Here is a 25,509-nt window from a genome sequence, read left to right as displayed (position 1 = left end):
GGGGTCAGCGGAAGGGCGCGAACAAGGTCGGGCGACCGCTTGCCGGCGGTCCGCACGCTCCTTGGCGTCGTGACGAATCGACGCTTTGAGGAGACGACCGTTGTTTCAGGACCTGCCACCACCGCCACCCGAGCTAGCCGCACCGCCCGCCGAGGAAATCACCATCGGCGAACCCCTTGCGGAGCGCATGATCTTCGTGACCGCCTCGCGCACCCCCGTGCCTCGCGCACGCGCCAGCGATGCCGTCACCCTCGTTCAGCCGACGACCATCGATCACGCCGCACCCCCGCGCCTCGCCCCGCTCCTGCGGCTTGTCCCCTCTGCCGCTTTGTCCGAGGCCGGCCCCGCAGGCAGCCAGGCACAGTTGCGCCTGCGCGGCAACGAAGCGAACCACAGCCTGCTGTTCATCGACGGCATCAAGGCCAACGACCCCGCCGCCGCCAACGAGGCCCGGTTCGAATTGCTTGGCACCGCGCTCGCCGACCGCATCGAGCTGCTGCGCGGATCCCAAAGCGCCCTGTGGGGCCCCGAGGCGATCGGCGGCGTCGTCGCACTACGCAGCGAACTTTTCCCGCTCCGCCCCGTCTCCAACCTGCGCGCCGAGACCGGCAGCTTCGGCCACCGTCTGCTTGCCGCCGACCTACGCCAGCAGCAGCTGGCTCTCCATGTCTCGACCCAGGCTGCGAGGGGCTATGACGCGCTCGGCGGCGATGGCGATGACGATGGCTACGCCCTGACCACCGCGCGCCTCGCGACCAGTCACGATCTCGACCCCGCCACGCGCCTCCACGCCAATGGCTTCCTGATCGCCGGGCACAGCGACTTTGATGGGCTCGATCCGCTCACTTTTACCCGCGCCGACACGTCCGATGTGACGCGCAACCGCCTTGGCGCGGCGCGGATCGGCGTGGAGCAACATCGCGGCGACTGGGAATGGCGCGCCGATGCGAGCCTCCTCGCCTCGTCCAATCGCAACCTCCTCGACGATGCGCCGCGCAACCGCACTGCCGCCGAGCGCGCCACCTTCTCAGGCCAGCTCAGCCACCCCTTCCGCCTCGCCGAGACCGAGCAACGCCTGACCGTCGCACTCGATCATGAGCGCGAGGCTTTCAAAGCCGACGACGTGGAATATGGCGGCGCGACCCGCCAATCGACGTCACGCGCTCGCACTGGCCTCGTCGCCGAATGGCGCGGCGAATTCGGCTTTCTCTCCCTCGACGCAGCGCTGCGCCATGACCTGTTCGACCGCTTTGCCGATGCCACCAGCCTGTCCGCCGGCACGCGGCTTTCGTTGAACGCAAGCTGGTCGCTGCGCGCCAATTATGGCGAAGGCATTGCGCAACCCAATTTCTACGAGCTGTTCGGCTTCTTCCCGGAAAATTTCATCGGCAATCCCAACCTCGCGCCCGAGCGTAGCCGCGGCGGCGATCTCGGCCTCGCCTATGACCATGGCGGCATCACCGCCGCGCTGACCGTCTTCGACCAGCGCCTGACGGGCGAGATTGTCGACCTGTTCGACCCCGAGACCTTCGAGACCAGCGCCGCCAACAGTAGCGGCACGAGCCGCCGTCGCGGCGTGGAGATCGAGGCCAGCGCGCGTCTCTCCGAGACGCTGCGACTCTCTGCCAGCTATAGCCATCTCGATGCTTCCCAGCCCGATCCCGGCGGCGACCTCCTGCTACGCGAGACCCGCCGCCCCGCCCATCAGGGCGCCATTGCGCTGGACGGCGCCGCCGGGCGCTGGACCTATTTCGCCTCGCTCGCGCTGACCGGCGAACGCGACGACCTCGACTTCGACGCCTGGCCCGCCGAGCGTGTTTCGCTCGGTGCCTACGCGCTGCTCGATGCTCGCCTGGCCTATCGCCTGACCGACGGGATCGAAGTGAGCCTGCGCGGCGCCAACCTGCTCGACGCCGATTATGAAGACGTCATCGGCTACGCCACCCCGGGAAGGAGCCTGCATGTCGGCCTCGCTCTTGCTCGCTAGCGCCGCCGCGCTGCGGGTCGCCAGCCTCGATCTGTGCGCCGATGCCTATGCGCTTCGGTTCGCGCGCGCGGGGCAGCTCGTCAGCGTCAGCCATCTCGGCCGCGACCCTCAGGAGAATGTTCTCGCCGCCCGCGCCGCCGCGCTTCCCGGCAATGGCGGGCGGATCATCGATGTCGCCGCCCTCAAACCCGACATCGTCCTTACCAGTCGCCCCATCGGCACTGGCGCGGCGCGGCTCGCCGAGCGTCTCGGCATCCGTATCGTTACCCTCCCCTATGCCGCCAGCCCCGCCGAGGTGCGCGCGACCGTCGGCCGCGTCGGCGACCTTTTCGGCACCGTCCCACGCGCGCGCCAGTGGCAAAACCGCTTCGACCGCCTCGCCGTGCGGCGAAAGGCGGCCGAGCGCCGCGCCCTGTTCGTGGGGCCCGGGGGTACCGATCCCGGCACGCTCGCCTCGGGGTGGCTCTCGCTCGCCGGGCTGGTCCCGCTCGAACTGGAAACCGGGCGCGGCACGGTCGAGGCCATTGTGACCGCCAGGCCCGATCTCATCCTCGAGAGCCGCTACCGCGAGAGCGAATGGCATCGCGGCGGGCGTTGGCGGCGCCATCCGCTCGTGACGCGCCTCGACATTCCCCGCATCCATGTCGACGGTCGCCCCTTCATATGCGGCGGCCCCGCCATGCTCGACGTGATCGAGCGCCTCGAACGGCAGCCACGCACATGATCCGGCTCGCCATCCGCCTCGCGCCAGCGCTCCTGCTCCTCCTGATGGCGGCGCTGCATTTCGTCCTTCCGCTCGACCTGTTCAACCTCGACGACGACATCGCTCGCGCCATCATGCTCGAGCTGCGCGCCCCGCGCACCCTGCTCGCCATCGGCTACGGCGCCGCGCTCGGCATTACCGGCGCCGCGCTCCAGGCCGTGTTCGCCAACCCTCTCGCCTCCCCCGACATCACCGGCGCCGCCTCGGGCGGCGCATTGGGCGCCGTCGCGACCGGCCACTTCCTCGCGCTCACCAGCCCCATCGCGCTGGCCGTGGGCGGTGCCATGGGATCGGGTCTCGCGCTGATCGGCCTCTTCCTCATCGCCGGACGCGGCGCCGATCCTGCGCGCCTGCTCCTCGCGGGCCTCTCGATCGCACTCGCCGCGGGCGCGGCCACCTCGCTCCTTCTCGCGCTGGCCCCCTCTCCCTTCGCTTTCTACGACCAGTGGCGCTGGCTGATGGGCAGCCTCGTCGATTCGGGCTGGCCCGACACGCTCGCCGCGCTCGTTCCGGCCAGCGTCGCCGCGCTCCTCCTATGGCGCGAGCGGCGCAGCTACGACCTCGTCGCATTGGGTGAAGATGTCGCAGCCTCCTACGGCATCGGGCCGCAGGCGCTGGCCCGCCGAACGATTTTTCTCTCCGCCATTGCAATCGGTGCCTGCGTCGCGGCCTGCGGCGCGATCGGCTTCGTCGGCCTCATCGCCCCGATCGCCGCGCGCGCGCTCACCCGTGGCCACCCGGGCAAGGCCCTTCTCCCCGCCGCGGTGCTCGGCGCCGCGCTCCTGCTCGCCGCCGACCTCGTCGTCCGCGCCGCTCCCGACGGGCGCCCGATCCCGATCGGGGTCGTCACCGCGCTGATCGGCACCCCGCTCTTCATCCTCCTGTTGATGCGCATGAAAGCGAGCCCGGCATGAGCCTCGATGCCCGCAACCTCACCCTGTCGGGACGCCTCGAGACCACCGATCTCCTCGTCGAACCGGGCGAACGGGTCGCGTTGATCGGCCCCAACGGCAGCGGCAAGACCAGCTTGCTACGCTGTCTCGCCGGCATCGGTGGCTGCCAGACCAGCAGCCTCACCATTGCCGAAGAAACGCTCGAGACCGCAAGCCCCGCGCGCCGCGCTCGGCTGATCGGTTACCTCCCGGCATCGCGGCTCGTCCATTGGGCGATCCCTGTTCGCGACCTGCTCCGCCTCAGCCCCATCGCACCATCGCCCGACCGGCTCGACATGCTGATCGAACGGCTCGCGCTGGAGGAATTTCTCGACCGCCCTGCCAACCAGCTCTCGACCGGCGAGCGGGCGCGCATCCTGTTCGCCCGCACGCTCGCCACCGCGCCGCGCTTCCTCTTTCTCGACGAGCCCTTCGCCAATCTCGACCCCTTCTGGGTGCTGACGATGCGCGACATGCTGGTCGAAGAATCCGAGGCCGGGCGCGGGGTCATCGCCGCGCTGCACGACCTCCAGCTCCTCGGCACCTTCGATCGTCTCGTCCTGATGCGCGAAGGGCGCGTCGTAGCCGACGCGCCCCGCATGGAACTCGAGCATAGCGATGTCATCGCCGATCTGTTCGCCCTCAGGCGCGAGCCCGATGGCTCGATGGTGCTCGGCTGATGCCTAGTCGTCGGACGGCGGATCGGCGATCATCGCGGTAAAGCTGGTCTGGCAGGTCACCTCGCCATCGACCGAGGCCTTGCCCTCGAACTTGCAGATATTGCGCCGCATCTGGACGATCTCGACGTCCAGCGTGAGGAGGCACCCGGGCTCTACCGGCTTGCGAAACTTCGTATCGCCGATCGCCATGAAATAGACGAGCTTGTTCGAGCCCGCCAGGTCCATGCTCTCCACAGCCAGCACGCCCGCGGCCTGCGCCAGCGCTTCGATCTGGAGGACGCCGGGCATAATCGGGCGTCCGGGGAAATGCCCCTGGAAAAACTGCTCGTTCATGCTCACCGCCTTGATCGCGGTGATCGACTTGTCCTTCTCGATCCGCTCGACACGGTCGACCAGAAGCAGCGGATAGCGATGCGGCAGCGCCGCCATCACCCGCCGAATATCCAGCGGGCCGATGACGGCGCTATCGTTGGTGTCACCCATCGCGGGAAGCCTTAGCGGCCCTGCTGGGGGGTGGTCTGCGCAGCGGGCTGGGCCGGCGCCGGTGCATTGACGTTGATGCTGGTGAGCGTGCGGTTCACTTCGGCCAGCACGTCATTGGTGAGGTCGACCGCCGGCTGATGGGCAAGGGTCGTGTCCGCCGGAACGATGATGTGCACGCCGCGACGCGCGATCACCTGCTGATAGGCCGGATCGATCGCCTGGCCGATCTGCTGGAGAATGAAGTTGCGGTTGCGCTGCACCACCTGGTTGCGCTGCTGGATCTCGGCGGCAGCAGCCTGCTGCTGCTGTTGGAACGCTGCGGCGCGCTGCTGGAGATCGGCCGAGGCCTCGGCGCCGCCAAGCGCATTGATCTCCTTCTGCAGCGCCTGCGCGGTCGCCTGCAGCGGCTGGCCCAGCTCGGCTTCGCGGGTGCGGATCGCCTGCGCCTGCTGCTCGAGCGACTGCAGCGCGGTGACGCAAGCAGTGCACGTGGTGGCCACGCGATTGACGTCGACGACACCGATCTTGGTGTCGGGGAAGGACTGCGCCGAGGCGGTCGCGGGCGAGAGGGTCGCGGCGGCAAGACCAGCGGCGATGAGAAGATTTTTCATTAGAATTGGGTTCCTACGTTGAACGAAAAGAGACGGGTATCGTCGCCTTCCTGCTTGATCAGCGCATGCGCCAGATCGAGGCGAAGCGGACCGAAGGGCGACACCCAGTTGGCCCCGATCCCGACCGTCAGGCGCGGGTTGGGGCTGTTGCCGACGAATTCCTCGCGATAACCGGGCGACTGGGTATACCCCGTCGCAATGTCGGCACAGGAGGTGATCGGCGTCACCCCGTCATCGAGCGTATCGCCGGGCGACACGCGGCGGAATTCAGGGCCGTCGGTCGTCGCGGGCGAACAGAAGAAGAGGTAATCGTCGACGTCCGGCGCGGTAAGATCCCACACCGAGCCCACATCGACGAAGGCCGACGGGCGGATGCCGAAATTCTCGAGCGCGGCCGAGGTCGGGAATTCGAGCTCGAGGCGACCGAAATAATAGGCTTTGCCGCCGAGCGCGTTCGACGTGCGCGTCGCCTCGTCCGACAGGTTGCCGTCCGCATCGTAATTGCGACGCAGCACGCGCGGGCCGATGCCGCGGATGTCGAAGCCGCGGAAGGACGGCCCGAAGAAGCGGTCCGAGATACGGATGGGATCGCGGAAATCCTGTTCCTCATGACCGAGCGGGGCGATGTAACCGCCCTGCGCATTGATCGAGAGGACGAAATCGGCGGGCATGCGGAAGTAGCGCGTCGCATCGGCGATGGAGCGCAGATATTTCACATCGCCGCCGAGCCCGGCAAAGTCCTGCCGCAAGCTCGCGCGAATACCGCGCGTGGCGCGCAGCCCGTTGGTGTTGTTGAACGCCAGGCTGTAGCCGATCGAACTGGTCAGTCGTTCACCGAGCTCGTTACACAGATAGGTGCCGGCCTTCAGCGGATCGCACTCGTCGTCGTCGAGCGTGCCGCTGCCGTCGAGATCGGTGTAGAAAGTCTCGCGATCGAGCGTGATGTCGTCGAGCACCAACTGATAGCGCAGCCCCGCCGACAGATATTCCGTCACCGGGAAGCCGAGCCGTAGTCCGCCGCCCGTCGACAGCTGGCTGTAGGTCGAACGGCGATCCGAACCGACGAAGTTGAAGCTGTTGAAATCGCGGCGATAGACGTCGGCGCCGAGCAGGATCGGACGACCGAGGAAGAAGGGCTCGGTGAAGCCGAATTGGACGCTGCGCGAATAGCGCGACCAGTTGACCCCGGCCAGGAGCGTCTGACCCTTGCCCATGAAATTGTTCTGGCTGATCTGCGCCGAAACGAGGAAGCGCTCGAGGCTCGAGAAGCCTGCCGAGAAGGTCAGCTGGCCGGTCGGCTTTTCCTCGACATCGAGGGTCAGCGCGACGCGGTCGTCACCGATCGGCGTCTGCTTGATCTCCAACTCCTGGTTGAAATAGCCGAGGCTGCGGATGCGGTCTTCGGAACGGCGCAGCAGCGTCGCGTTGAAGGCATCGCCTTCGAACAGGCGGAACTCACGGCGGATCACATTATCGCGCGTTACCGTATTACCGTTGATGTCGACCCGATCGATATAGACCCGCGCCGCCTCGTTCGTGCGGAAGGTAAGGTCCATCGTCAGTTCTTCGGGATTACGCGTGATCGCCGGACTGATGTCGGCAAAAGCATAGCCCACGAGGCCCGCCGCCTCGTTCAGCGCCGTGACCGTGTCCTCGACCTTGCGCGCATTGAACCAGTCGCCCGGCTCGATATCGACGAACAGGTCCATCGCCTCTTCATCGAAATCACGCAGTGCGCTGTCGGTCTCGACCTCGCCGAACTTGTAGCGCGGGCCTTCCTCGACGACATAGGTAATGACGAAATCCTGCCGGTCGGGCGTCAGCTCGGCGAGCGCGCTGACGACGCGGAAATCGGCATAGCCTTCGGTGAGATAGAAGATCCGCAGCGCCTGCTGGTCGGCGCCGAGACGATCGGGATCGTAACTGGTGTTCGACTTCAGGAAGCCGAGCACCCCGCCCGCCTCGCGGCTGTACATCTGCTTGATCAGCTTGCCGTCGGAAAACTGTTCGTTGCCGATGATGTTGATCGACCGGATCTTGGACTTGGGGCCCTCGTTGATCTCGAAAATGAGGTCGACGCGATTCTGATCAAGCTCGACGATCTTGGGCTCGACCACCGCGGCGAAGCGCCCTTCGCGCGTGTAGAGCTCGATGATGCGATCGACATCGGCGCGCACCTTCGAACGCGTATAGATGCGGCGCGGCGCGAGCCGGATTTCGGGCGCGATCTTGTCGTTCTTGAGACGGCGATTGCCTTCCAGAACGATGCGATTGATGATCGGGTTTTCCTTGACCGCGATGACGAGATTGCCGGTATCGGCACCGGTGATCACCACGTCCGAGAACAGCTCGGTATCGTAAAGCGCGCGCAGCGCCTGGTCGAGCGTCTCGGCGGTATAGGTCTGGCCGGGCGACAGGGTGGAATAGGCGATGACCGTCTCGCGTTCGATACGCTCGGCGCCGGTCACCTGGAGCGAGCGGATCATGCCCTCGCGCACGCTTTCCGCAGGGGCGGCCTGGGTGGTCATCGCAGGAGTGGTTTCCTGCGCCATCGCGCCCATCGGCACGGCCATCGAGCTCAAACAGGTGCCGACCAGCAATGCGGCCCCGTGGCGTTTCGCCATCATGTTGTTCACTTTCACGCGTCCCCGCCCTTTTTTCAACGATGTAGCGACCTTGGCTGTCGCTCTCCTGAACATATTCGCGCCTGACTGCCCTATGCGGGCTATCCGATCAAGCGTCCTATCCGTTCGACCAGCCCGATCGATTGCAGATCGTTCAAGGTGACGAACAGGAAAAAGGCCGCCAGCAGCGCCAAACCGCCGCGAAACGCCCATTCCTGCGCGGCGTCCCCGACGGGCCGCCGCCGGATCGCCTCGATGGCATAGAACATCAGATGTCCGCCATCTAGCATCGGGATTGGCAACAGGTTGATGAAGCCAAGGTTAATCGACAGGAGCGCTGCCAGCCCGATCGCCGCTTCCCAGCCCAAGGCCGCCTGCTGCCCCGACACCTGCGCCATCTTGATCGGCCCGCCGAGCTGATCGACCGACAATGTCCCGAAGATGATCTGGCCGAGTCCGTCGATCATCCAGCCGAGCAGCACCCAGACCCGCTTGGTGCCCGCCGCAAACGCCTCGATCGGCCCCATCGTCTCGCGCTCGCCGAACCGCTGGGTGATCCCCAGTCGACCGATCTCATGTTCCTGGCCATAGGCGTCCTGCTCGACATGCGCCGCGAGTGTGACCTGCTTCACGCTGACCACGCCGTCGCGTTCGATCTTGATCGGCACCTTCGCGCCCGGACGCAGGATGACGGTGCGGGTGATGGCGTCGAAATCCTCGGTGTCGCGCCCATCGATCGACAGGATGCGATCGCCCACCTTCAGCCCGGCCATCGCCGCCGGTGTGTCGGGCTCGACCCCGCCGATGACCGCGTCGGGCGCTTTCAACGTGCCGATGGCGAGGAAGAAGCCCGCGAAGATCAGGATCGCGAGCAGGAAGTTGGCCATCGGCCCTGCCAGCACCACGAGGAAACGCTGCCCCACCGGCCGGTTCTGGAAATGATCGGGGTCGAGGTCGCCTTTTTCGGGGCGGCTCGCCACATCGGCATCGCCCGCGAATTTCACATAGCCGCCCAGCGGCATCCAGCCGACCTTCCAGCGCGTGCCGCGCTTGTCGTTCCAGCCGAAGATCTCGCGTCCGAAGCCGATCGAGAAGGTCTCCGCCTTGATCCCGAACAATCGCGCCATGCCGTAGTGGCCCAGCTCGTGGAAGAAGACGAGCGGCCCGAGCACCGCGATGAAGGCGACGAGGATGAAGAGCAGCGAGGGCTGTTCCATGATTATGCCGCCACCTTCGCCACTTTTTCACGCGTCATCGACCGGGCCTCCGCATCGATCCGGAGGAGGTCTTCGATCGAGCCCGGCGCCATATTCTCGCCGGCGTCCAACACCGCCTCGACCGTCGCGGCGATGTCGGCGAAACCGATCTGACCGTCGAGAAAGGCGGCGACCGCCACCTCATTGGCCGCATTCATGCGCGCCGCCGCGCTGCCGCCCGCCTCGAGCGCCGCACGCGCCAACCTCAATGCCGGGAACCGCTTCGGATCGGGCGCTTCGAAATCGAGCCGCGCGATGGTCGGCAGGTCGAGCCGTTCGATCGCCGTCTCCATCCGCTGGGGCCAGGCGAGGCAATGCGCGATCGGCACCCGCATGTCGCTCGGCCCCATCTGCGCGAGGATCGAGCCGTCCCTATATTCGACGCAGCTATGCACCACCGATTGCGGATGCACGACGATGTCGATCCGCTCGCTCGGCAGGCCGAAAAGGTGATGCGCCTCGATCAGCTCCAGCCCCTTGTTCATCATCGTCGCGCTGTCGACGCTGATCTTCGCGCCCATCGACCAATTGGGATGCGCCACCGCCTGCGCCGGGGTCTTCGCTGCCATTTCGGCCGCGCTCAACGTTCGGAAAGGTCCGCCGCTCGCGGTCAGGATCAGCCGTTCGACATGATCGCAGCTACCATCGCCAAGGCATTGGAAGATCGCATTATGCTCGCTGTCCACGGGTAGGATCGTCGCCCCCGCCCGCTTGGCTGCGTCCATCATCAATGCGCCAGCAGAAACGAGGCTTTCCTTGTTCGCGAGGCCCACCGTCACGCCGGCTTCCAGCGCGGCCATGACTGGCTTCAGCCCCGCCGTGCCGACGATCGCCGCCATGACCAGATCGGCCTCGCGCGCGACGTCGCACAGCGCCTCTTCGCCCGCTTCGGCCAAACAATTGCTTCCGTCCAGCGCATGGCCCAATTCACCGAGCAGCGCCTCGTCCGCGATCACCGCACGCCGGGCCCCGGTGCGCCTTGCAATATCGGCAAGTTTCTCGACGTTCGACGCCGCCGTCACCGCGACTACGTCGAAGTCACCGGGCGCCGCCTCGACGAGGTCGAGCGTGGAAGAGCCGACCGAACCGGTCGCCCCGAGGATCGCGATACGCTTGCTCACAGCCACCCCATATACACGGCCAGTCCGATCGCTGTCGCGACGACCAATAGTCCGTCGAGCCGATCGAACACCCCGCCGTGTCCGGGTAGCAACGTGCCCGAATCCTTCACCCCCGCGCGCCGCTTCATGCCGCTTTCGAACAGGTCGCCCGCCTGCGCCGCCACTGCCATCGGCGCGCCGAGCCAGTAGAGCAGCGGATCGAGCCCCTGCGTCCATGCCCACAGCCCACCGAGCAGACCCGCGGCGACCATCCCGCCGATCAGCCCTTCCCACGTTTTGTTGGGGCTGATCGCGGGCGCCAATTTGGTGCGTCCCATGGTCTTGCCAAAGGCATAGCCGCCGATATCGGTGGCCCAAGTGACGATGAACACCCAGAGCAGCAGGTCGAACCCTTGCGCATAACGATCGCGGATCCACAAGAGCGCGATGGCGGGAATGAGGCAGTAGAAAAAGCCGCCGATCTTCCAACCGATGTTCCAGCCCGTGACAATTCGCGACCATTCCCAATAGACCGCCGTCGCCGCCGCCGCGACGAGCAGCGCGAAGGGCATGCCCCCGACCCAGGCCACGGCCAGCGTTATTCCGATCATCGCGATCCCGGCGATGGTGCGAATGGTCAGCTCGTTCATCGGCCCCCGAACCTGCGCTGCCGCTTGGCGAAGGTGCCGAGCGCCCCCTTGAAGGCTTGGGCGTCGAAATCGGGCCACAGCAGGTCGAGGAAGACCAGCTCGGCATAGGCCGCCTGCCACAGGAGAAAATTGGACAATCGCACCTCGCCCGAGGTGCGGATGAGAAGGTCGAGCGGTGGCAATTCGGCGGTCTGCAACACGCCCCCCAACCGCTCGACGGTGATCTCATCGGGCGTGATCAGCCCCTCGGCGACTTCCTGCGCAAGGATTTGCGCCGCGCGCGCTAACTCTTGCTGGCTGCCGTAGTTGAGCGCGACATTGAGCGTCAGCGTGTCATTACCGGCGGTCCGCGCCGCCGCCAGCTGGAGACGCTCCCACAAATCGGGTCCGAAGGCGCTGGGCTCGCCGATGAAGCGCAGCCGCACGCCTTCGCGCGCCAGCTCCTCGAGCTCGCGCTCGAGATAGAAGCGCATCAACCCCTTGAGGTCGGTGACCTCCTCTTCGCTGCGCCGCCAATTCTCGCTCGAAAAGGCGTAGAGCGTCAGGCACTCCACCCCCGCCTCGACCGCCGCTTTCAGTGTGCGCCGCACCGCCTCGGCACCTTCGCGGTGTCCGGCGACGCGGGGCAGCCCCTTCTTTTTGGCCCAGCGTCCGTTGCCATCCATGATGATGGCGACGTGGCGCGGCACCGCGGGATCGCCGCCACCGGCGACCGTCTCGGTCGTCTCGGGAGCGACGGCCTCGCTCACTGCTTGAGGATTTCCGCTTCCTTGTCGGCCGCGACCTTGTCGATCTCGGCGATCTTGTCGTCGGTCAGCTTCTGCACCTCGGTCTCGTGACGCTTGCGCTCGTCCTCGCCGAACTCGCCCTTCTTCTCGTCGGCCTTGATCGCGTCATTGCCGTCGCGGCGCACGTTGCGCACCGCGATCTTGGCCTTTTCGGCATATTGGCCGACCAGCTTGGCGAGTTCCTTGCGTCGCTCCTCCGTAAGGTCGGGCAGCGGCAGGCGGATGAGCTGGCCATCGACCACCGGGTTGATGCCGAGGCCCGCAGCGCGGATCGCCTTTTCGACATTGCCGATGTTCGACTTGTCCCACACCTGCACGCTGATGAGGCGCGGCTCGGGCACCGAGACGGTCGCCACCTGGTTCAACGGCATGTTGGCGCCATAGACCTCGACCTGGACCGGATCGAGCAACGCGGTCGACGCGCGCCCCGTGCGCAGCCCCGAAAGGTCGCCGCGAAGGTTTTCGACCGCCCCGTCCATGCGGCGCTGGATATCGCTCTTGTCATATTGGGCCATGTTCTACTCCTCGTTCTGGACGATCGTCGCGGTGCCGCGGCCGTCGAGCACCTCGGTGAGGTTGCCCTCGTCGCGGATGTTGAAGACGACGATCGGAATATTGTTGTCGCGGCACAGCGCCACGGCGGAAGCGTCCATCACCCGCAGATTGTCGGCGAGGACGCGGTTGAAGGACAGGCTGTCATAGCGGCTCGCGCTCGCCACCTTCTTGGGATCGGCATCATAGACGCCATCGACGCTGGTCCCCTTGAACAATGCGTCGCAATTCATCTCGGCCGCGCGCAGCGCCGCCGTCGTGTCGGTGGTGAAGAAGGGGCTGCCCGTGCCTGCCGCGAAGATGACGACCCGGCCCTTCTCCATGTGCCGCACCGCACGGCGGCGGATATAGGGTTCGCACACGCTCGCCATCGGGATGGCCGACTGGACGCGGGTGTCGACACCGATCTGCTCCAATGCATTCTGCATCGCCAGCGCGTTCATCACGGTCGCCAGCATGCCCATGTAATCGGCGCTCGCCCGGTCGATCCCCTGCGCGGCGCCCGCGATGCCGCGGAAGATATTACCCCCGCCGACCACGATGCACAGCTCATAGCCCTTTTCCTTGGCGCGCTTGATCTCGCCCGCCACGCGGCTGGTGGTCTCGGGGTCGATCCCGAACTGCCCCTTGCCCATCAGCACCTCGCCCGAAAGTTTGAGGAGGATGCGATTGAATGTGGGGCGGGCCATGGGATCTCCTCGTAGGGCGTGTTGGCAAAGGCTCTTAAGGGGCGCGTGCTCCCAAGCCAAGTCTTTTGCGGGCATGAAAAAGGGCGGGAAGCCTGAGCCCCCCGCCCCTTTTCGATCGGTCAGGTGCGAGGCGCTCAGGCGCCGGCAGCCGCCGCGACTTCCGCCGCGAAGTCCGATTCTTCCTTCTCGATGCCTTCGCCGAGCTGGAAGCGCTCGAAGGCCGTGAGCTTGATCTCGTTGCCGGCTTCCTTGCCCGCCGCGGCGACGACGTCGGCGATCGGGGTCTTGTTGTCCATCACGAAGACCTGGCTGAGAAGCGCATTTTCCTTGGCGAACTTCTTGATCGAGCCTTCGACCATCTTCTCGGCGATATTTTCGGGCTTGCCCGATTCCATCGCCTTGACCTTGGCGATTTCACGCTCGCGCGCGATCATCTCGGGGTCGAGGTCGGCATCGGTCAGCGCCAGCGGGTTGGCCGCCGCGATGTGCATGGCGATCTGCTTGCCGAGCGCCGTCAGCGTCGCTTCGTCGGCAGCGCTCTCGAGCGCGACCAGCACGCCGATCTTGCCGAGACCCGGGGCCGCGGCATTGTGGACGTAGCTCACGACCGCGCCCTGCGGCACGCTCACGGTGGCGGTGCGGCGCAGCGACTGGTTCTCGCCGATGGTGGCGATGTTGCTGGTCAGCTTTTCCTCGACGGTGCCGCCGCCCGGATAGCTCATGCCTTTGACCGCTTCGATGTCGCCATCGGCATTGAGCGCCAGCTCGGCGACGTCCTTGACGAAGGCCTGGAAGGTCTCGTTCTTGGCGACGAAGTCGGTTTCCGAATTGACTTCGATGACCGCGCCCTTGGTCCCGTCGACGGCAACGCCGACGAGGCCTTCGGCGGCGGTGCGGCCCGACTTCTTGGCAGCGGCGGCGAGACCCTTGGTGCGCAGCCAGTCGACGGCGGCTTCCATGTCGCCATTGGTTTCGGCGAGAGCCTTCTTGCAGTCCATCATACCTGCGTTGGTGCGGTCGCGGAGTTCTTTCACCTGGGCGGCGGTTACGGCCATGGGAGTGGTCCTTTCAGATTTTGTGCAAGGGGGAAGGATCGGCGATGCCGGCCCCTCCCCCGATCATGTGCAAGGTCATCGCCCGCCCGTTAGCGGGCGGGGAAGACGATAATGTTACGCGGTCGCGGCTTCGGCCGGCGGATTCTCCATCGCACCGACATCGACACCGCTGTTCGCGACTTCTTCACCACGGCCCGCATTGGCGGCGGCGGCGATGGCGTCGCAGTAGAGGCGGATGGCGCGGCTCGCGTCATCGTTGCCCGGAACCGGGAAGGCGATGCCGTTCGGATCCGAGTTGGAATCGAGGATCGCGATCACGGGAATGCCGAGGACGTTGGCTTCCTTGATGGCGAGGTCTTCCTTATTGGTGTCGACGACGAACATCACGTCGGGAAGGCCGCCCATGTCGCGGATGCCGCCGAGGCTCTTTTCGAGCTTGTCGCGTTCGCGGGTGAGCTGGAGGACTTCCTTCTTGGTGAGGCCGGCGGTGTCGCCCGACAGCTTCTCTTCAAGGCTCTTGAAGCGCTTGATCGAGTTGGAGATGGTCTTCCAGTTGGTCAGCATGCCGCCGAGCCAGCGATGGTTGACATAGTGCTGGCCGCACGAGGCCGCCGCTTCGGCGATCGGGTCCGACGCCTGGCGCTTGGTGCCGACGAACAGGACCTTGCCGCCGCGCTGCGTCGTCGCGTGGACGAACTCGAGCGCGCGGGCGAAGAGCGGAACGCTCTGCGACAGGTCGATGATGTGAACGCCGTTGCGCGCGCCGAAGATGTACGGCTTCATGCGCGGGTTCCAACGGTGGGTCTGGTGGCCGAAGTGCGATCCGGCTTCAAGCAGTTGCTGCATCGTGACGACAGGTGCCGCCATATCTCTTCTCCTATCCGGTTATGCCTCGGTGGGTCCTGTCACTCTTACGAGCACCGGTATGGTGGTCCCACCTGCGAGATGGGGCGCGAACTAGTCGAAAAGTCCTGCCCGATCAAGCCCCTAATGACCCCACGGGCGCCAATGAGAACAAAAAGTGACCGAATGGGATTGACTTCAACGGAACAAAGGGTGATCTATGGATGAGAACGGAGCAAGAACGACGCTCCAGCGAACAGGGGAAACGCCATGATCACCGGATTGTTCTTCGTCCTTCTCATCGCCGCACTCGGCATGGTCGCGCGTCATGTCGCCGAGGCCGAAGGCGGGAAGATCCTGGACGCGCTCGCCGGGCGCAGTCGGCCCGAACCGGCGACGCCGGCCCGGGTGGTGACGATCAGCTGGGAGCACCAGGCGCCGCGGGCGCCGATGCCTCGCGCCGCCGCCGCTTGACCCGCCCATAAGCGGCCATGCTGAACGGCACGAGCAGCAGATAGCCTGCGCAGATGATGAGCAGCGTGAACCAGGGGTTGGTGATCAGCGCCGCCGCGAGCAGCCCCACCCCCGCCAGCGCGAAGATGCGATAGCTCGGCTTTAAGCGCAGCGAGGACCAGCTGTAGGTCGCCACGTTCGAAATCATCAGCAGCGCGATGAACAGGACCCAGGGCATCACCACGATCCAGTCGCGGAATATTTCCATTCCGGTCACCATCCACAAATAGATCGGCACAAAGGCCAGCCCCGCGCCCGCCGGCGCGGGTACGCCGGTAAGGAATCCCGCCGACTTGTGCGGCTGCTCGTCGGCATCGATGCGCGCGTTGAACCGTGCGAGCCTGAGCGCGCAGCACACCGCCAGCGCCAGCGCGGCGATCCAGCCGAAGCGCGGCGCAAATTGCAGGCTCCACAGGAACAGGATGAGCGCGGGCGCCACCCCGAAGGCGATATTGTCCGACAGGCTGTCGAGTTCGGCGCCGAATTTCGACTGGGCGCGCAGCAGGCGGGCGATGCGCCCGTCCATCCCGTCGAGGATGCCCGCGATGATGATGCAGGCCATCGCGATTTCCCAATGCGCGATCGGCCCTGCGCCCGCCGCGCTGATGGCATAGCGAACCCCGGTCAGCCCGAAGCACAGCGCCATTGCGGTAATCGCGTTGGGCGCCAGCGCCCGAAACGGCAGTCCGCCCCGGCGCACGATCTCGGGCCCGTCGGCGCTCATTGCGCGCGGCCCTCGAGCGCCACGTCACTGCCGAGCCGCGCCAGCACGGTCTCGCCCGCGATGGTACGCTGGCCGAGTATCACGTTCGATCCGGTGCCCTCGGGCAGATAGACGTCGACGCGGCTACCGAAACGGATCAGCCCGACGCGCTCGCCCTTGTCGACGATATCGCCTTCCTCGACATGGGTGAGAATGCGCCGCGCCACGAGGCCGGCGATCTGGGTGAAGCCGATCTTCACGCCATCGTCGCGCGCGACGAGGATGTGGTTGCGCTCATTGTCCTCGCTCGCCTTGTCGAGGTCGGCATTGAGGAACTTGCCCGGCACATAGGCGATCTTGGCGACCCGCCCGGCAATGGGGCTGCGATTGATGTGAACGTCGAACACGCTCATGAAGATCGAGATGCGGGTATAATCGCCTGCAGCCAGCAGCCCCTCGCCCGTCAGTTCGGGCGGCGGCGGCCCTTTCTTGATCATCGTCACCAGCCCGTCGGCGGGCGAGATGACCAGCGCCGGATCGGTCGGCGCGGTGCGGATGGGATCGCGGAAGAAGGCCGCGACCCAGACCGTCAAGCCGACGAACAGCCACGCCAGCACGTCCCAGAACCACCCGTCCAGCAGGAAGAAGAGCAGCGTGATCGCGCCGGAAATGAAGACGAATTTGCGCCCTTCGGGGTGCACTTCGGGAAAGCGCCATTTGACCGCGGTCAGCTGGCTGTCGGGATTTTCGATTTCTGCCATGCGCGCTCCCCTAGGGCCGATTCCTTACCGAAACAATCCCGGCATCAATGCCTGAGCAATGGGCCCGGTTGCCTATTGGCGGATAGCGCCTTAGAGCCAGCGCCAAATCCCTATCCGCATATCCAACAGGAGCTCCCATGCAGAAGATCAAGGTCAAGAACCCCATCGTCGAGCTCGACGGCGATGAAATGACCCAAATCATCTGGAAGTGGATCCGCGAACGGCTGATCCTTCCCTACCTCGACATCGACCTCAAATATTACGACCTGTCGGTGACCAAGCGCGACGAGACCGACGACCAGATCACCATTGATGCCGCCAACGCCATCAAGGAATATGGCGTCGGCGTGAAATGCGCGACCATCACCCCCGACGAACAGCGCGTCGAGGAATTCGATCTCAAGAAGATGTGGCGCTCGCCTAACGGCACGATCCGCAACATCCTCGGCGGCGTCGTCTTCCGCGAGCCGATCGTCATCGACAACGTCCCGCGCCTCGTCCCGGGCTGGACCGACCCCATCGTGGTCGGCCGCCACGCCTTCGGCGACCAGTATCGCGCCACCGACTTCCTCGTCCCGGGCCCCGGCACGCTGACCATGAAGTTCGTCGGCGATGACGGCGAAGTGATCGAAAAGGAAGTGCACCAGTTCCCCGAAGCCGGCGTCGCCATGGGCATGTACAATCATGACGACAGCATCCGCGACTTCGCCCGCGCCTGCTTCAACTACGGTCTCGACCGTGGCTGGCCGGTCTATCTGTCGACCAAGAACACGATCCTCAAGGCCTATGACGGTCGCTTCAAGGATCTGTTCCAGGAAGTGTTCGACGCTGAATTCGCCGCCAAGTTCGCCGAAGCGGGCATCGAATATCAGCACCGCCTGATCGACGACATGGTCGCATCCGCGCTGAAGTGGAGCGGCAAGTTCATCTGGGCCTGCAAGAACTATGACGGCGACGTCCAGTCGGACACGGTCGCACAGGGCTTCGGCTCGCTCGGCCTGATGACCTCGGTTCTCATGAGCCCCGATGGCAAGACCGTCGAAGCCGAGGCCGCGCACGGCACCGTCACCCGTCACTATCGCCAACACCAGGAAGGTCGCGCCACCTCGACCAACCCCATTGCCTCGATCTTCGCCTGGACGCGTGGCCTCATGTATCGCGGCAAGTTCGACGACACGCCCGATGTCGTGCGCTTTGCCGAAACGCTCGAGGATGTCATCATCAGGACCGTCGAGGGCGGCCAGATGACCAAGGATCTCGCGATCCTCATCGGCCCCGACCAGGCGTGGATGACCACCGAGCAGTTCTTCGAAGCGATCGTGCAGAATTTCGAAGAACGCATGAAAAGCTGGAGCTAATGGCGGTTTGAGGCGTAACCGACCTCATGCCTAACCAGAAAGCCAAAGCCCGGTTGAATGTCCGCGAGGCCCGCCTCGCGGACATTCCCGGCATCGTCGATCTCGCCGCCCGCGCCTACAAGGACTTCGTGCCTTATTCGACGGGCGAGATCCGCGGTCAGATCAACAATTTCCCGCGCGGTTGCTTCGTCGCCGTCCTCGACGACAAGATCGTCGGCTATTGCGCCTCGATGCGCCTGTCCGAACGGATCGCGCTCGGCCATCACACGTGGCGCGAGATCACGGGCGGCGGCTATGGCGCCCGTCACGATCCCACCGGCGATTGGCTCTACGGCTACGAGATGGTCGTCGATTCGAAGGCGCGCGGAACCCGCATCGGTCGCCGCCTTTACGAAGAACGCCGCAAGCTTGCCGAGGAACTCGAGCTCTCCGGAATCGCCTTCGGTGGCCGCATCCCACGCTATCGCCGCAACCGCAAGAAGGTCAGCGGCCCGCAGGACTATCTCGACAAGGTCGTCTCGGGCGAGATCCACGACCCCGTCATCCGCTTCCAGCTCGCCAATGGCTTCGAACCGATCGGCATCCTCAAGGCGTACCTGCGCGAGGACAGCGCCTCGATGGGCCACGCCGTCCACATGGTCTGGCGCAACCCCTATGTGAACCGCGACGAGCCCAAGAAATTCCGCCTCCCTCGCGGCGTCGAGAGCGTCCGTATCGCCACCTGCCAGCTGCAGGCGCGCGCGGTGAAGGATTTCGACGAGTTCATCGACAATATCCGCTACTTCACCGAAGTCGCTTCCGACTATGAGGCCGACTTCGTTCTCTTCCCCGAACTCTTCACGCTCATGCTGCTCAGCCCTGAGGAAAAGGAGCTGAGCGCCAAGGAAGCCATCGAGAAGCTCAGCGAATATACGCCGCGCATTCGTGAGGCGCTGACCGACATGGCGATGCGCTACAACATCAACATCATCGGCGGCTCGCACCCCACCCGCACCGCCGACGGCGATATCCAGAATGTCGCTTTCGTCTGCCTGCGCGACGGCGCGGTGCACGAGCAGGAGAAGATTCACCCCACCCCCAACGAGCGTTACTGGTGGAACATCAAGGGTGGCGACAGCATCGATACCATCCCGACCGACTGCGGCCCGATCGGCGTGCTTATCTGCTACGACAGCGAATTTCCCGAACTCGCCCGCCGCTTGGTCGATGAAGGCGCGCGCATCATCTTCGTGCCCTTCTGCACCGACAGCCGCCAGGGCTATCTTCGCGTGCGCTATTGCGCGCAGGCCCGCGCCATCGAGAACCAATGTTTCGTCGTCCTGTCGGGCAATGTCGGCAACCTGCCCAATGTCCACAACATGGACATCCAATATGCGCAAAGCTGTATCCTGACACCGTGCGACTTCCCCTTCGCCCGCGACGGCATCGCCGCCGAGGCGACCGAAAATGTCGAGACGCTGACGATCAGCGACGTCAACCTCGCCGACCTGTCATGGGCGCGCGCCGAAGGCACGGTCCGCAACCTCGCCGACCGCCGCTTCGACCTCTACGACATCAAGTGGGACACGCAGCACAGCCACCCGCCAGACAAACCGCGCGCCGAACCCATCGGCACCGGCAAGCCGGGCGGCGGCTAGGTCCCGGTCTCCCCCAAGCGTTGCCCCGACTCGTCTGCGACGTCGGCTTTTCCGCCGTGGGTCGAAAAAGCGCCCACGACCGCGAAATATCGCTGGTCGTTCAATCGCCGTACATCGCATGGCGGCCAGCACCGCCGACGGGTTCAGGGCAAAGAGGGAAAGAGTATTTTCATGATCAAGCATGCCATCGCCGCAGCCTTGCTGGCGACCTCCATGGCGACCGTTCCGGCGCATTCCGCTACCTTGCAGGAGGCGGCCAGCGTCGAGGAGGCCGACATCGTCATCCTTGGCATGGGCGGCAAACCCTTCAAGCTCGACAGCGACCGGCTGCGCGATGCGGTGAAAACATTCGAGAAGCACCGTGATCGCTATGCGCCCGAGGCCACGCTCGACTGGCGCATCGACGATTACGATCCGACCGACGATGTCGAACTGACCCTCGTCGAGCGCCGCTCGGGCGAGCGTCTGCCCATCGCCATCGCGGCCGACGGTACCTTCGTCCTGCCGCACGACCGGTTGCTCGAGACCAAGCACGACCTGTCGGCCAATCGCCTGTCCAAATCGCTACGTATCCGTCCAATGCTCTTCTCGCCTGGCGGCACCGAGGAGCGCCATCGTCTCGGCGATGCGCGCCTGTGGTGCCGGGTCATGCTCTCATTTGCCGACAATGACATGGGGATCGGCACCAAGCTCCTGCTCGGCGCCGTCGGTGGCTGCAAATCGAGCCGCGTCAATTTCATGCGCTCGACCGACCGCCCGATCGAAAGCGCGCTGCTCAGCGGTCATGACGAACCGCTCGACATCGCTGAGGACCGCTTGGCCTATCGCATGCCGGTGCACCTGCGCCGCGTCGATGATGACGAAATCATCACGATTACTCTTGCAGACGCCTCCACGGACGCGGCGCGATCAGCGCTGGAACAATAGGATTTCGCATGAGAGACTGGGCCTCGATCCGGCTCTTTGACATTCGAGAAGTTCCACGAAGTGGACAAAGTGGACACTGTTCGATTTTCGTCCATCAGATGAGGTGACAGACGCCCGCCATTGCGCCAATACGGCGCCATGGCGGGCGAACTGCAACTCGACGGGCTTGGCAATGCCCTGGTGATCCTTGGTGCGGCGGGGATCGTCATCCCCACTTTTGCCCGCTTCAAGATCAACCCCGTCATCGGGTTCATCCTCGTCGGCATCGCGGCCGGCCCCTTCGCTCTCGGCGCTCTGTCGAGCGAAATCCTTTGGCTCCGCCATTTCACCATCGATGATCCTGAGGCGATTCAGCCCTTCGCCGATTTCGGCGTCATCCTCCTCCTCTTCGCCATCGGGCTCGAGTTGAGTTTCAAGCGATTGTGGACGTTGCGCCGCATGGTGTTCGGCATCGGCGCCGCCGAATTGCTGGTCACCGCCTCCATCTTCGGCGCGGTGCTGATCTTCTTCATCGGCTGGGAGCTGAAGAGCGCCGCCGCCCTGGGCCTCGCCCTCGCCATGTCCTCGACCGCGCTGGTGCTGCCGATTTCGGGCACGCAGAGCCCGGTCGGCCGCGCCGCGCTCGCCATGCTATTGTTCGAAGACGTGGCGCTCGTCCCCATGCTCTTCGTCTTCGGCACCGTCGGCGGCGCCGATGTCGATGGCCTGCGCGCCGTCCTCATCAGCGGCGCCATCGCCGTCTTCGCCATCCTCATCGTCGGTCGCCTCATTTTGCCCACGCTCTTCGCGCAGGCCGCCCGCGCCAAGAGCCCCGAGGGCTTCTTCGCGATCTCGCTCCTCACGGTCATCCTCGCCGCCGTCGCCACCTCGGTCGCCGGCCTGTCGCCTATCATGGGCGCGCTGCTCGCCGGCATGCTGATCGCCGAGACCGACTATCATTCGGAAGTCGAAGTGGTCATGGCCCCGCTGCGAGGGTTAGGCCTCGGCGTCTTCCTCATCTCGATCGGCATGCTGATCGACCTGCCCGCCCTCGTCGGGCAATGGCCGCTCCTTCTCATGGGACTTGCCAGCGTCATCGGCGTCAAGGCGCTGGTCACCGGATTTCTCCTGCGCATCGCCGGGGCGCGGCGCGGAGTGGCGGCGGAAACCGGCATCCTCATGGCCAGCCCGTCCGAGACCACCCTCATCCTCCTCGGCGCGGCGGGCACGGCGGGCGTGCTGGCGATGGACACGGTGAGCTTCTGGTCCGCCGTCACCGCGCTGGGTCTCACCATCACCCCCTTCCTTGCCGACCTCGGCCGCTTCGCCGGGCGCCGCGTCGAGAAGGACGCTTCGGCACTCGAACTCGGCGAGGACCCGGCCAAGGGGCGCACCGTCATCTTCGGCTTCGGCCGCGTCGGCCAGATGATCGCCGATATGCTGAGCGAGCATGAGCGTCCGTATCTTGCCGTCGAGAGCGACATCGACGGCGTCGCACTCCACCGCAAGCAGGGTTATCAGGTGCTCTATGGCGATGTCGCCCGCCCCGACATCATCGAGAAATTGAAGCTCGGCCATGCCGCCGCGTTGGTGCTGACGATGGACGACCCCGTCCTCACCGCGCGCCTCACCCGCACGATCCGCAAGGATCATCCCGACCTGCCGATCATCGCCCGCGCCCGCGACAGCGAACATGCCGCCAAGCTCTACAAGGCGGGTGTCACCGACGCGGTCCCCGAAGCGCTCGAGGCCTCGCTCCAGCTCTCCGAAGCCGTCCTCGTCGACATTGGCCTCGCCATGGGACCCGTCATCGCCTCGATCCACGAAAAGCGCGCCGTGCTGCGCGAACGGATCATGCAGGACGGTGGGCTAGACCAAGCGCCGAGCCTGGGAAAACGACGCGAATAGGGCCCCGGCATCGCTGCCGGAGCCCCACTCATTTTCCTAGCTGTTCGCTCAGGCCGAGACGCTGGCGAGGGTCTCTCTAACCGCGGCGAGCGCCTCGTCGGCCTTGTCGCCGTCGGGACCGCCGCCCTGCGCCATGTCGGGGCGGCCGCCGCCGCCCTTGCCGCCGAGCTTCTCGACCGCGGCGCGGACCATGTCGACCGCGCTGATGTCGCTTTTCAAGTCGTCCGTCACACCGACCGCGACCGAGGCACGGCCGTCATTGACCGCGACCAGCGCCGCGACGCCCGAACCCAATTGGCTCTTCATCTCGTCGATCGTCGGACGCAATTCCTTGGGTTCCAGCCCCTCGACCGACTTGCCAAGGAACTTCACCCCGCCGACCTCTTCGGGACCGGCATCGCCGCCTGCGGCGCCGCCACCCATGGCGAGCGCCTTCTTGGCGTCGGCCAGTTCCTTCTCGAGCTTCTTGGCATTCTCGACCAGCGCGGCGATGCGCGCCGGCACCTCGTCGGGTGCTGCCTTGAGGCTCGCAGCCGCGCTGCGCAGCTTGGCGTCGCGATCCAAGAGCCACTGGCGGGCCGCCTCGCCGGTCAACGCCTCGATGCGGCGCACCCCCGAGGAGACCGCGCTTTCGCTAGTGATCTTGAACAGCTGGATATCGCCGGTGGCGCGCACATGGGTGCCGCCGCACAGCTCGACCGAATAGTGGCGATCCTTCTTGCGCCCCATCGAGAGAACCCGGACCTCGTCGCCATATTTCTCGCCGAACAGCGCCAGCGCGCCCGCCTCGACCGCATCGTCGGGCGCCATCAGCTGGGTGCCGACGCTCTCGTTGGCGCGGATTTCCTCGTTCACCTCGGCCTCGACCGCCGCGATCTCCTCGGCGGTGAGCGCATTTGGATGCGCGAAGTCGAAGCGCAGCTTGTCGGGCGCCACGAGGCTGCCCTTCTGCGTCACATGCTCGCCGAGGATCCCGCGCAACGCGGCGTGAACGAGATGGGTCGCCGAGTGATTGGCGCGCACGCGGTCGCGGCGGTCGACGTCGACTTCCTGATGGAGCGTGTCGCCGACCTCGACGCCACCCTTGGCGATCTTGGCGTGGAGCGCATGAAGCTTGCCGAGCGGCTTGGCGGTATCGCTCACCACCGCGAGGAAACCGTCAGTCGTGCTGAGCTGGCCGGCGTCGCCGACCTGCCCACCGCTTTCGCCGTAGAATGGCGTCTGGTTGAGGAGCAGCTGCACCTCCTCGCCCTCTGAAGCGCTGTCCACCACGGTGCCATCCTTGACGATCGCCTGCACCACGCCCTCGCCGCTGGTGGCGGTATAGCCGGTGAATTCGGTCGCGCCATTCTTGTCGGCAAGGTCGAACCAGACTTCTTCGGACGCCTGTGCGCCCGAGCCCTTCCAGGCGGCGCGCGCGGCTTCCTTTTGCTTGGCCATGGCGGCGTCGAAGCCCTCACGGTCGACCTCGAGCCCTTCGCGGCGCAGCGCGTCCTCGGTCAAGTCATAGGGGAAGCCGTAGGTGTCGTAGAGCTTGAAGGCGGTTTCGCCCGAGAGCTTTTCGCCCTCGCCCATGTCGGACTTTGCTTCGTCGAGCAGCTTCAATCCGTTGGCCAGCGTCCGGCGGAAGCGGACTTCTTCGGCCTCGAGCGTCTGCTCGATCAGCGGCTGGGCGCGGACGAGTTCGGGGAAGGCGCCGCCCATCTCGCTGACGAGTTCGGGCACGAGGCGGTGCATGAGCGGGTCCTTCGCGCCGAGAATGTGCGCGTGGCGCATGGCGCGGCGCATGATGCGGCGAAGGACATAGCCGCGGCCCTCGTTGGCCGGCAGCACGCCGTCGGCAATGAGGAAGCTGGACGAGCGCAGGTGATCGGCGATCACGCGGTGCGAGGCCTGGCGTTCGCCCTCGCTGTTCGTCTTGGTCATCTCTTCCGACGACGCGATCAGCGCCTTGAACAGGTCGATGTCGTAATTGTCATGCACGCCCTGCATCACCGCCGCGATGCGCTCCAATCCCATGCCGGTGTCGATCGAGGGCTTGGGCAGGTCGGCGACGATTTCGTCATTGGCCTGCGTGAATTGCATGAAAACGAGGTTCCAGATCTCGACGAAGCGATCGCCATCCTCGTCGGGGCTGCCCGGAGGGCCACCGAAGATATGCTCGCCATGATCGTAGAAGATCTCGCTGCACGGCCCGCACGGACCGTCCGACCCCATCGCCCAAAAATTATCCTTGGTGGCGATCCGGATAATGCGCTTCTCAGGTAGGCCCGAGATCTTGCGCCACAGGTCGAAGGCCTCGTCGTCGGTGTGATAGACGGTGGCGGTCAGCCTGTCGGCGGGAAGCCCCCACTCCTTCGTCAGAAGCGTCCAGGCATGGGTGATGGCCTGCTCCTTGAAATAGTCGCCGAAGCTGAAATTCCCGAGCATTTCAAAGAAGGTATGGTGGCGCGCGGTATAGCCGACATTATCGAGGTCGTTGTGTTTCCCGCCGGCGCGCACGCACTTCTGGCTGGACGTCGCGGTCGAATAATCGCGGCTCTCGAGGCCGGTGAAGACGTTCTTGAACGGCACCATGCCCGCGTTGACGAACATCAGCGTGGGATCGTTGTGCGGAACGAGCGGCGCGCTTTGCACCTTCTCATGGCCATTGGCCTCGAAATAGTCGAGGAAGCTGCGGCGAATATCGTTGGTCGAGGTCATGGGGCCG

General features: G+C 65.4%; 23 protein-coding genes. 9 read left to right on the top strand and 14 right to left on the bottom strand.

Annotation, left to right across the window (positions count from 1 at the left end):
- The first annotated feature begins 100 nt into the window (after positions 1-100).
- From NUW51_RS03125 to NUW51_RS03110, 4 genes are read left to right on the top strand one after another with little or no spacing between them, the layout of a single operon-like run.
- Complete coding sequence (locus NUW51_RS03125) at positions 101-1,987, top strand: TonB-dependent receptor plug domain-containing protein (RefSeq protein ID WP_265562658.1); 1,887 nt, start codon at positions 101-103, stop codon at positions 1,985-1,987.
- Positions 1,962-2,711, top strand: coding sequence for an ABC transporter substrate-binding protein (locus NUW51_RS03120; protein ID WP_265562656.1), 750 nt, complete (start codon positions 1,962-1,964; stop codon positions 2,709-2,711). Before NUW51_RS03125 ends, NUW51_RS03120 begins: the two co-directional genes overlap by 26 nt.
- A complete protein-coding gene (locus NUW51_RS03115; protein ID WP_265562655.1) occupies positions 2,708-3,664 on the top strand; it encodes a FecCD family ABC transporter permease in 957 nt (318 codons plus the stop codon). Before NUW51_RS03120 ends, NUW51_RS03115 begins: the two co-directional genes overlap by 4 nt.
- Positions 3,661-4,362 (top strand): ABC transporter ATP-binding protein, encoded by a 702-nt coding sequence (locus tag NUW51_RS03110; RefSeq protein ID WP_265562653.1) that lies wholly within the window; start codon positions 3,661-3,663, stop codon positions 4,360-4,362. The genes NUW51_RS03115 and NUW51_RS03110 overlap by 4 nt, the downstream gene beginning before the upstream one ends.
- A gap of 3 nt (positions 4,363-4,365) precedes the next feature.
- On the opposite strand, the gene fabZ is transcribed toward NUW51_RS03110, so the two are convergent.
- The 11 genes from fabZ to rpsB all read right to left on the bottom strand — a co-directional run bounded on the left by fabZ (position 4,366) and on the right by rpsB (position 15,037).
- Positions 4,366-4,845: a 3-hydroxyacyl-ACP dehydratase FabZ gene (gene fabZ, locus NUW51_RS03105; RefSeq protein ID WP_265562651.1), complete on the bottom strand. Its 480-nt coding sequence runs from the start codon at positions 4,843-4,845 to the stop codon at positions 4,366-4,368.
- Positions 4,846-4,856: 11 nt separating this feature from the next.
- Positions 4,857-5,456, bottom strand: a complete 600-nt coding sequence (locus NUW51_RS03100) for an OmpH family outer membrane protein (protein WP_265562649.1) — start codon at positions 5,454-5,456, stop codon at positions 4,857-4,859.
- Entirely contained in the window at positions 5,456-8,083 is a 2,628-nt protein-coding gene (bamA, locus tag NUW51_RS03095; protein ID WP_456115143.1) for an outer membrane protein assembly factor BamA, read from the bottom strand. The genes NUW51_RS03100 and bamA overlap by 1 nt, the downstream gene beginning before the upstream one ends.
- A gap of 98 nt (positions 8,084-8,181) precedes the next feature.
- On the bottom strand, positions 8,182-9,297 hold the full coding sequence (gene rseP / locus NUW51_RS03090) for an RIP metalloprotease RseP (protein WP_322597074.1): 1,116 nt from the start codon (positions 9,295-9,297) through the stop codon (positions 8,182-8,184).
- Positions 9,298-9,299: 2 nt separating this feature from the next.
- Complete coding sequence (locus NUW51_RS03085; protein ID WP_265562643.1) at positions 9,300-10,457, bottom strand: 1-deoxy-D-xylulose-5-phosphate reductoisomerase; 1,158 nt, start codon at positions 10,455-10,457, stop codon at positions 9,300-9,302.
- On the bottom strand, positions 10,454-11,086 hold the full coding sequence (locus NUW51_RS03080) for a phosphatidate cytidylyltransferase (protein WP_265562641.1): 633 nt from the start codon (positions 11,084-11,086) through the stop codon (positions 10,454-10,456). The genes NUW51_RS03085 and NUW51_RS03080 overlap by 4 nt, the downstream gene beginning before the upstream one ends.
- The gene (gene uppS, locus NUW51_RS03075; RefSeq protein WP_265562639.1) at positions 11,083-11,835 is read right to left on the bottom strand and encodes a polyprenyl diphosphate synthase; all 753 of its coding nucleotides are present in this window, start codon (positions 11,833-11,835) and stop codon (positions 11,083-11,085) included. Before uppS ends, NUW51_RS03080 begins: the two co-directional genes overlap by 4 nt.
- On the bottom strand, positions 11,832-12,389 hold the full coding sequence (gene frr / locus NUW51_RS03070) for a ribosome recycling factor (protein ID WP_265562637.1): 558 nt from the start codon (positions 12,387-12,389) through the stop codon (positions 11,832-11,834). Before frr ends, uppS begins: the two co-directional genes overlap by 4 nt.
- 3 nt (positions 12,390-12,392) lie before the next feature.
- On the bottom strand, positions 12,393-13,115 hold the full coding sequence (gene pyrH, locus NUW51_RS03065) for a UMP kinase (RefSeq protein ID WP_265562635.1): 723 nt from the start codon (positions 13,113-13,115) through the stop codon (positions 12,393-12,395).
- A gap of 134 nt (positions 13,116-13,249) precedes the next feature.
- Positions 13,250-14,170 (bottom strand): translation elongation factor Ts, encoded by a 921-nt coding sequence (tsf, locus tag NUW51_RS03060; RefSeq protein ID WP_265562634.1) that lies wholly within the window; start codon positions 14,168-14,170, stop codon positions 13,250-13,252.
- 114 nt (positions 14,171-14,284) lie between these two features.
- Entirely contained in the window at positions 14,285-15,037 is a 753-nt protein-coding gene (gene rpsB / locus NUW51_RS03055) for a 30S ribosomal protein S2 (RefSeq protein ID WP_265562632.1), read from the bottom strand.
- Between the two features lie 246 nt (positions 15,038-15,283).
- Here rpsB and NUW51_RS03050 point away from each other — a divergent pair, with 246 nt between their 5' ends.
- Entirely contained in the window at positions 15,284-15,487 is a 204-nt protein-coding gene (locus NUW51_RS03050) for a hypothetical protein (protein ID WP_265562630.1), read from the top strand.
- Here the strand turns inward: NUW51_RS03050 and NUW51_RS03045 are convergent.
- Together NUW51_RS03045 and NUW51_RS03040 are read right to left on the bottom strand one after the other, a co-directional pair.
- On the bottom strand, positions 15,432-16,250 hold the full coding sequence (locus NUW51_RS03045; RefSeq protein ID WP_265562628.1) for a CDP-alcohol phosphatidyltransferase family protein: 819 nt from the start codon (positions 16,248-16,250) through the stop codon (positions 15,432-15,434). The two genes, NUW51_RS03050 and NUW51_RS03045, sit on opposite strands and share 56 nt — an antisense overlap.
- Complete coding sequence (locus NUW51_RS03040) at positions 16,247-16,990, bottom strand: phosphatidylserine decarboxylase (RefSeq protein ID WP_265562627.1); 744 nt, start codon at positions 16,988-16,990, stop codon at positions 16,247-16,249. The genes NUW51_RS03045 and NUW51_RS03040 overlap by 4 nt, the downstream gene beginning before the upstream one ends.
- Positions 16,991-17,127: 137 nt before the next feature.
- Here NUW51_RS03040 and NUW51_RS03035 point away from each other — a divergent pair, with 137 nt between their 5' ends.
- The 4 genes from NUW51_RS03035 (at position 17,128) to NUW51_RS03020 (ending at position 22,799) form a co-directional block, all read left to right on the top strand.
- The gene (locus NUW51_RS03035) at positions 17,128-18,348 is read left to right on the top strand and encodes an NADP-dependent isocitrate dehydrogenase (RefSeq protein WP_265562625.1); all 1,221 of its coding nucleotides are present in this window, start codon (positions 17,128-17,130) and stop codon (positions 18,346-18,348) included.
- Positions 18,349-18,374: 26 nt separating this feature from the next.
- A complete protein-coding gene (locus tag NUW51_RS03030) occupies positions 18,375-19,985 on the top strand; it encodes a bifunctional GNAT family N-acetyltransferase/carbon-nitrogen hydrolase family protein (RefSeq protein ID WP_265562623.1) in 1,611 nt (536 codons plus the stop codon).
- A gap of 171 nt (positions 19,986-20,156) precedes the next feature.
- A complete protein-coding gene (locus NUW51_RS03025) occupies positions 20,157-20,912 on the top strand; it encodes a hypothetical protein (protein ID WP_265562621.1) in 756 nt (251 codons plus the stop codon).
- Positions 20,913-21,050: 138 nt separating this feature from the next.
- Complete coding sequence (locus NUW51_RS03020; protein ID WP_265587911.1) at positions 21,051-22,799, top strand: cation:proton antiporter domain-containing protein; 1,749 nt, start codon at positions 21,051-21,053, stop codon at positions 22,797-22,799.
- 48 nt (positions 22,800-22,847) lie between these two features.
- On the opposite strand, the gene alaS is transcribed toward NUW51_RS03020, so the two are convergent.
- Positions 22,848-25,502 (bottom strand): alanine--tRNA ligase, encoded by a 2,655-nt coding sequence (gene alaS / locus NUW51_RS03015; protein WP_265562619.1) that lies wholly within the window; start codon positions 25,500-25,502, stop codon positions 22,848-22,850.
- Between the last annotated feature and the right edge of the window lie 7 nt (positions 25,503-25,509).

It is taken from the genome of Sphingomicrobium arenosum (genome assembly GCF_026157085.1).
Taxonomy (GTDB): domain Bacteria; phylum Pseudomonadota; class Alphaproteobacteria; order Sphingomonadales; family Sphingomonadaceae; genus Sphingomicrobium; species Sphingomicrobium arenosum.
The sequence above is the reverse complement of the archived record's forward strand: the minus strand, read 5'-3'. Positions and strand labels throughout refer to the sequence as shown.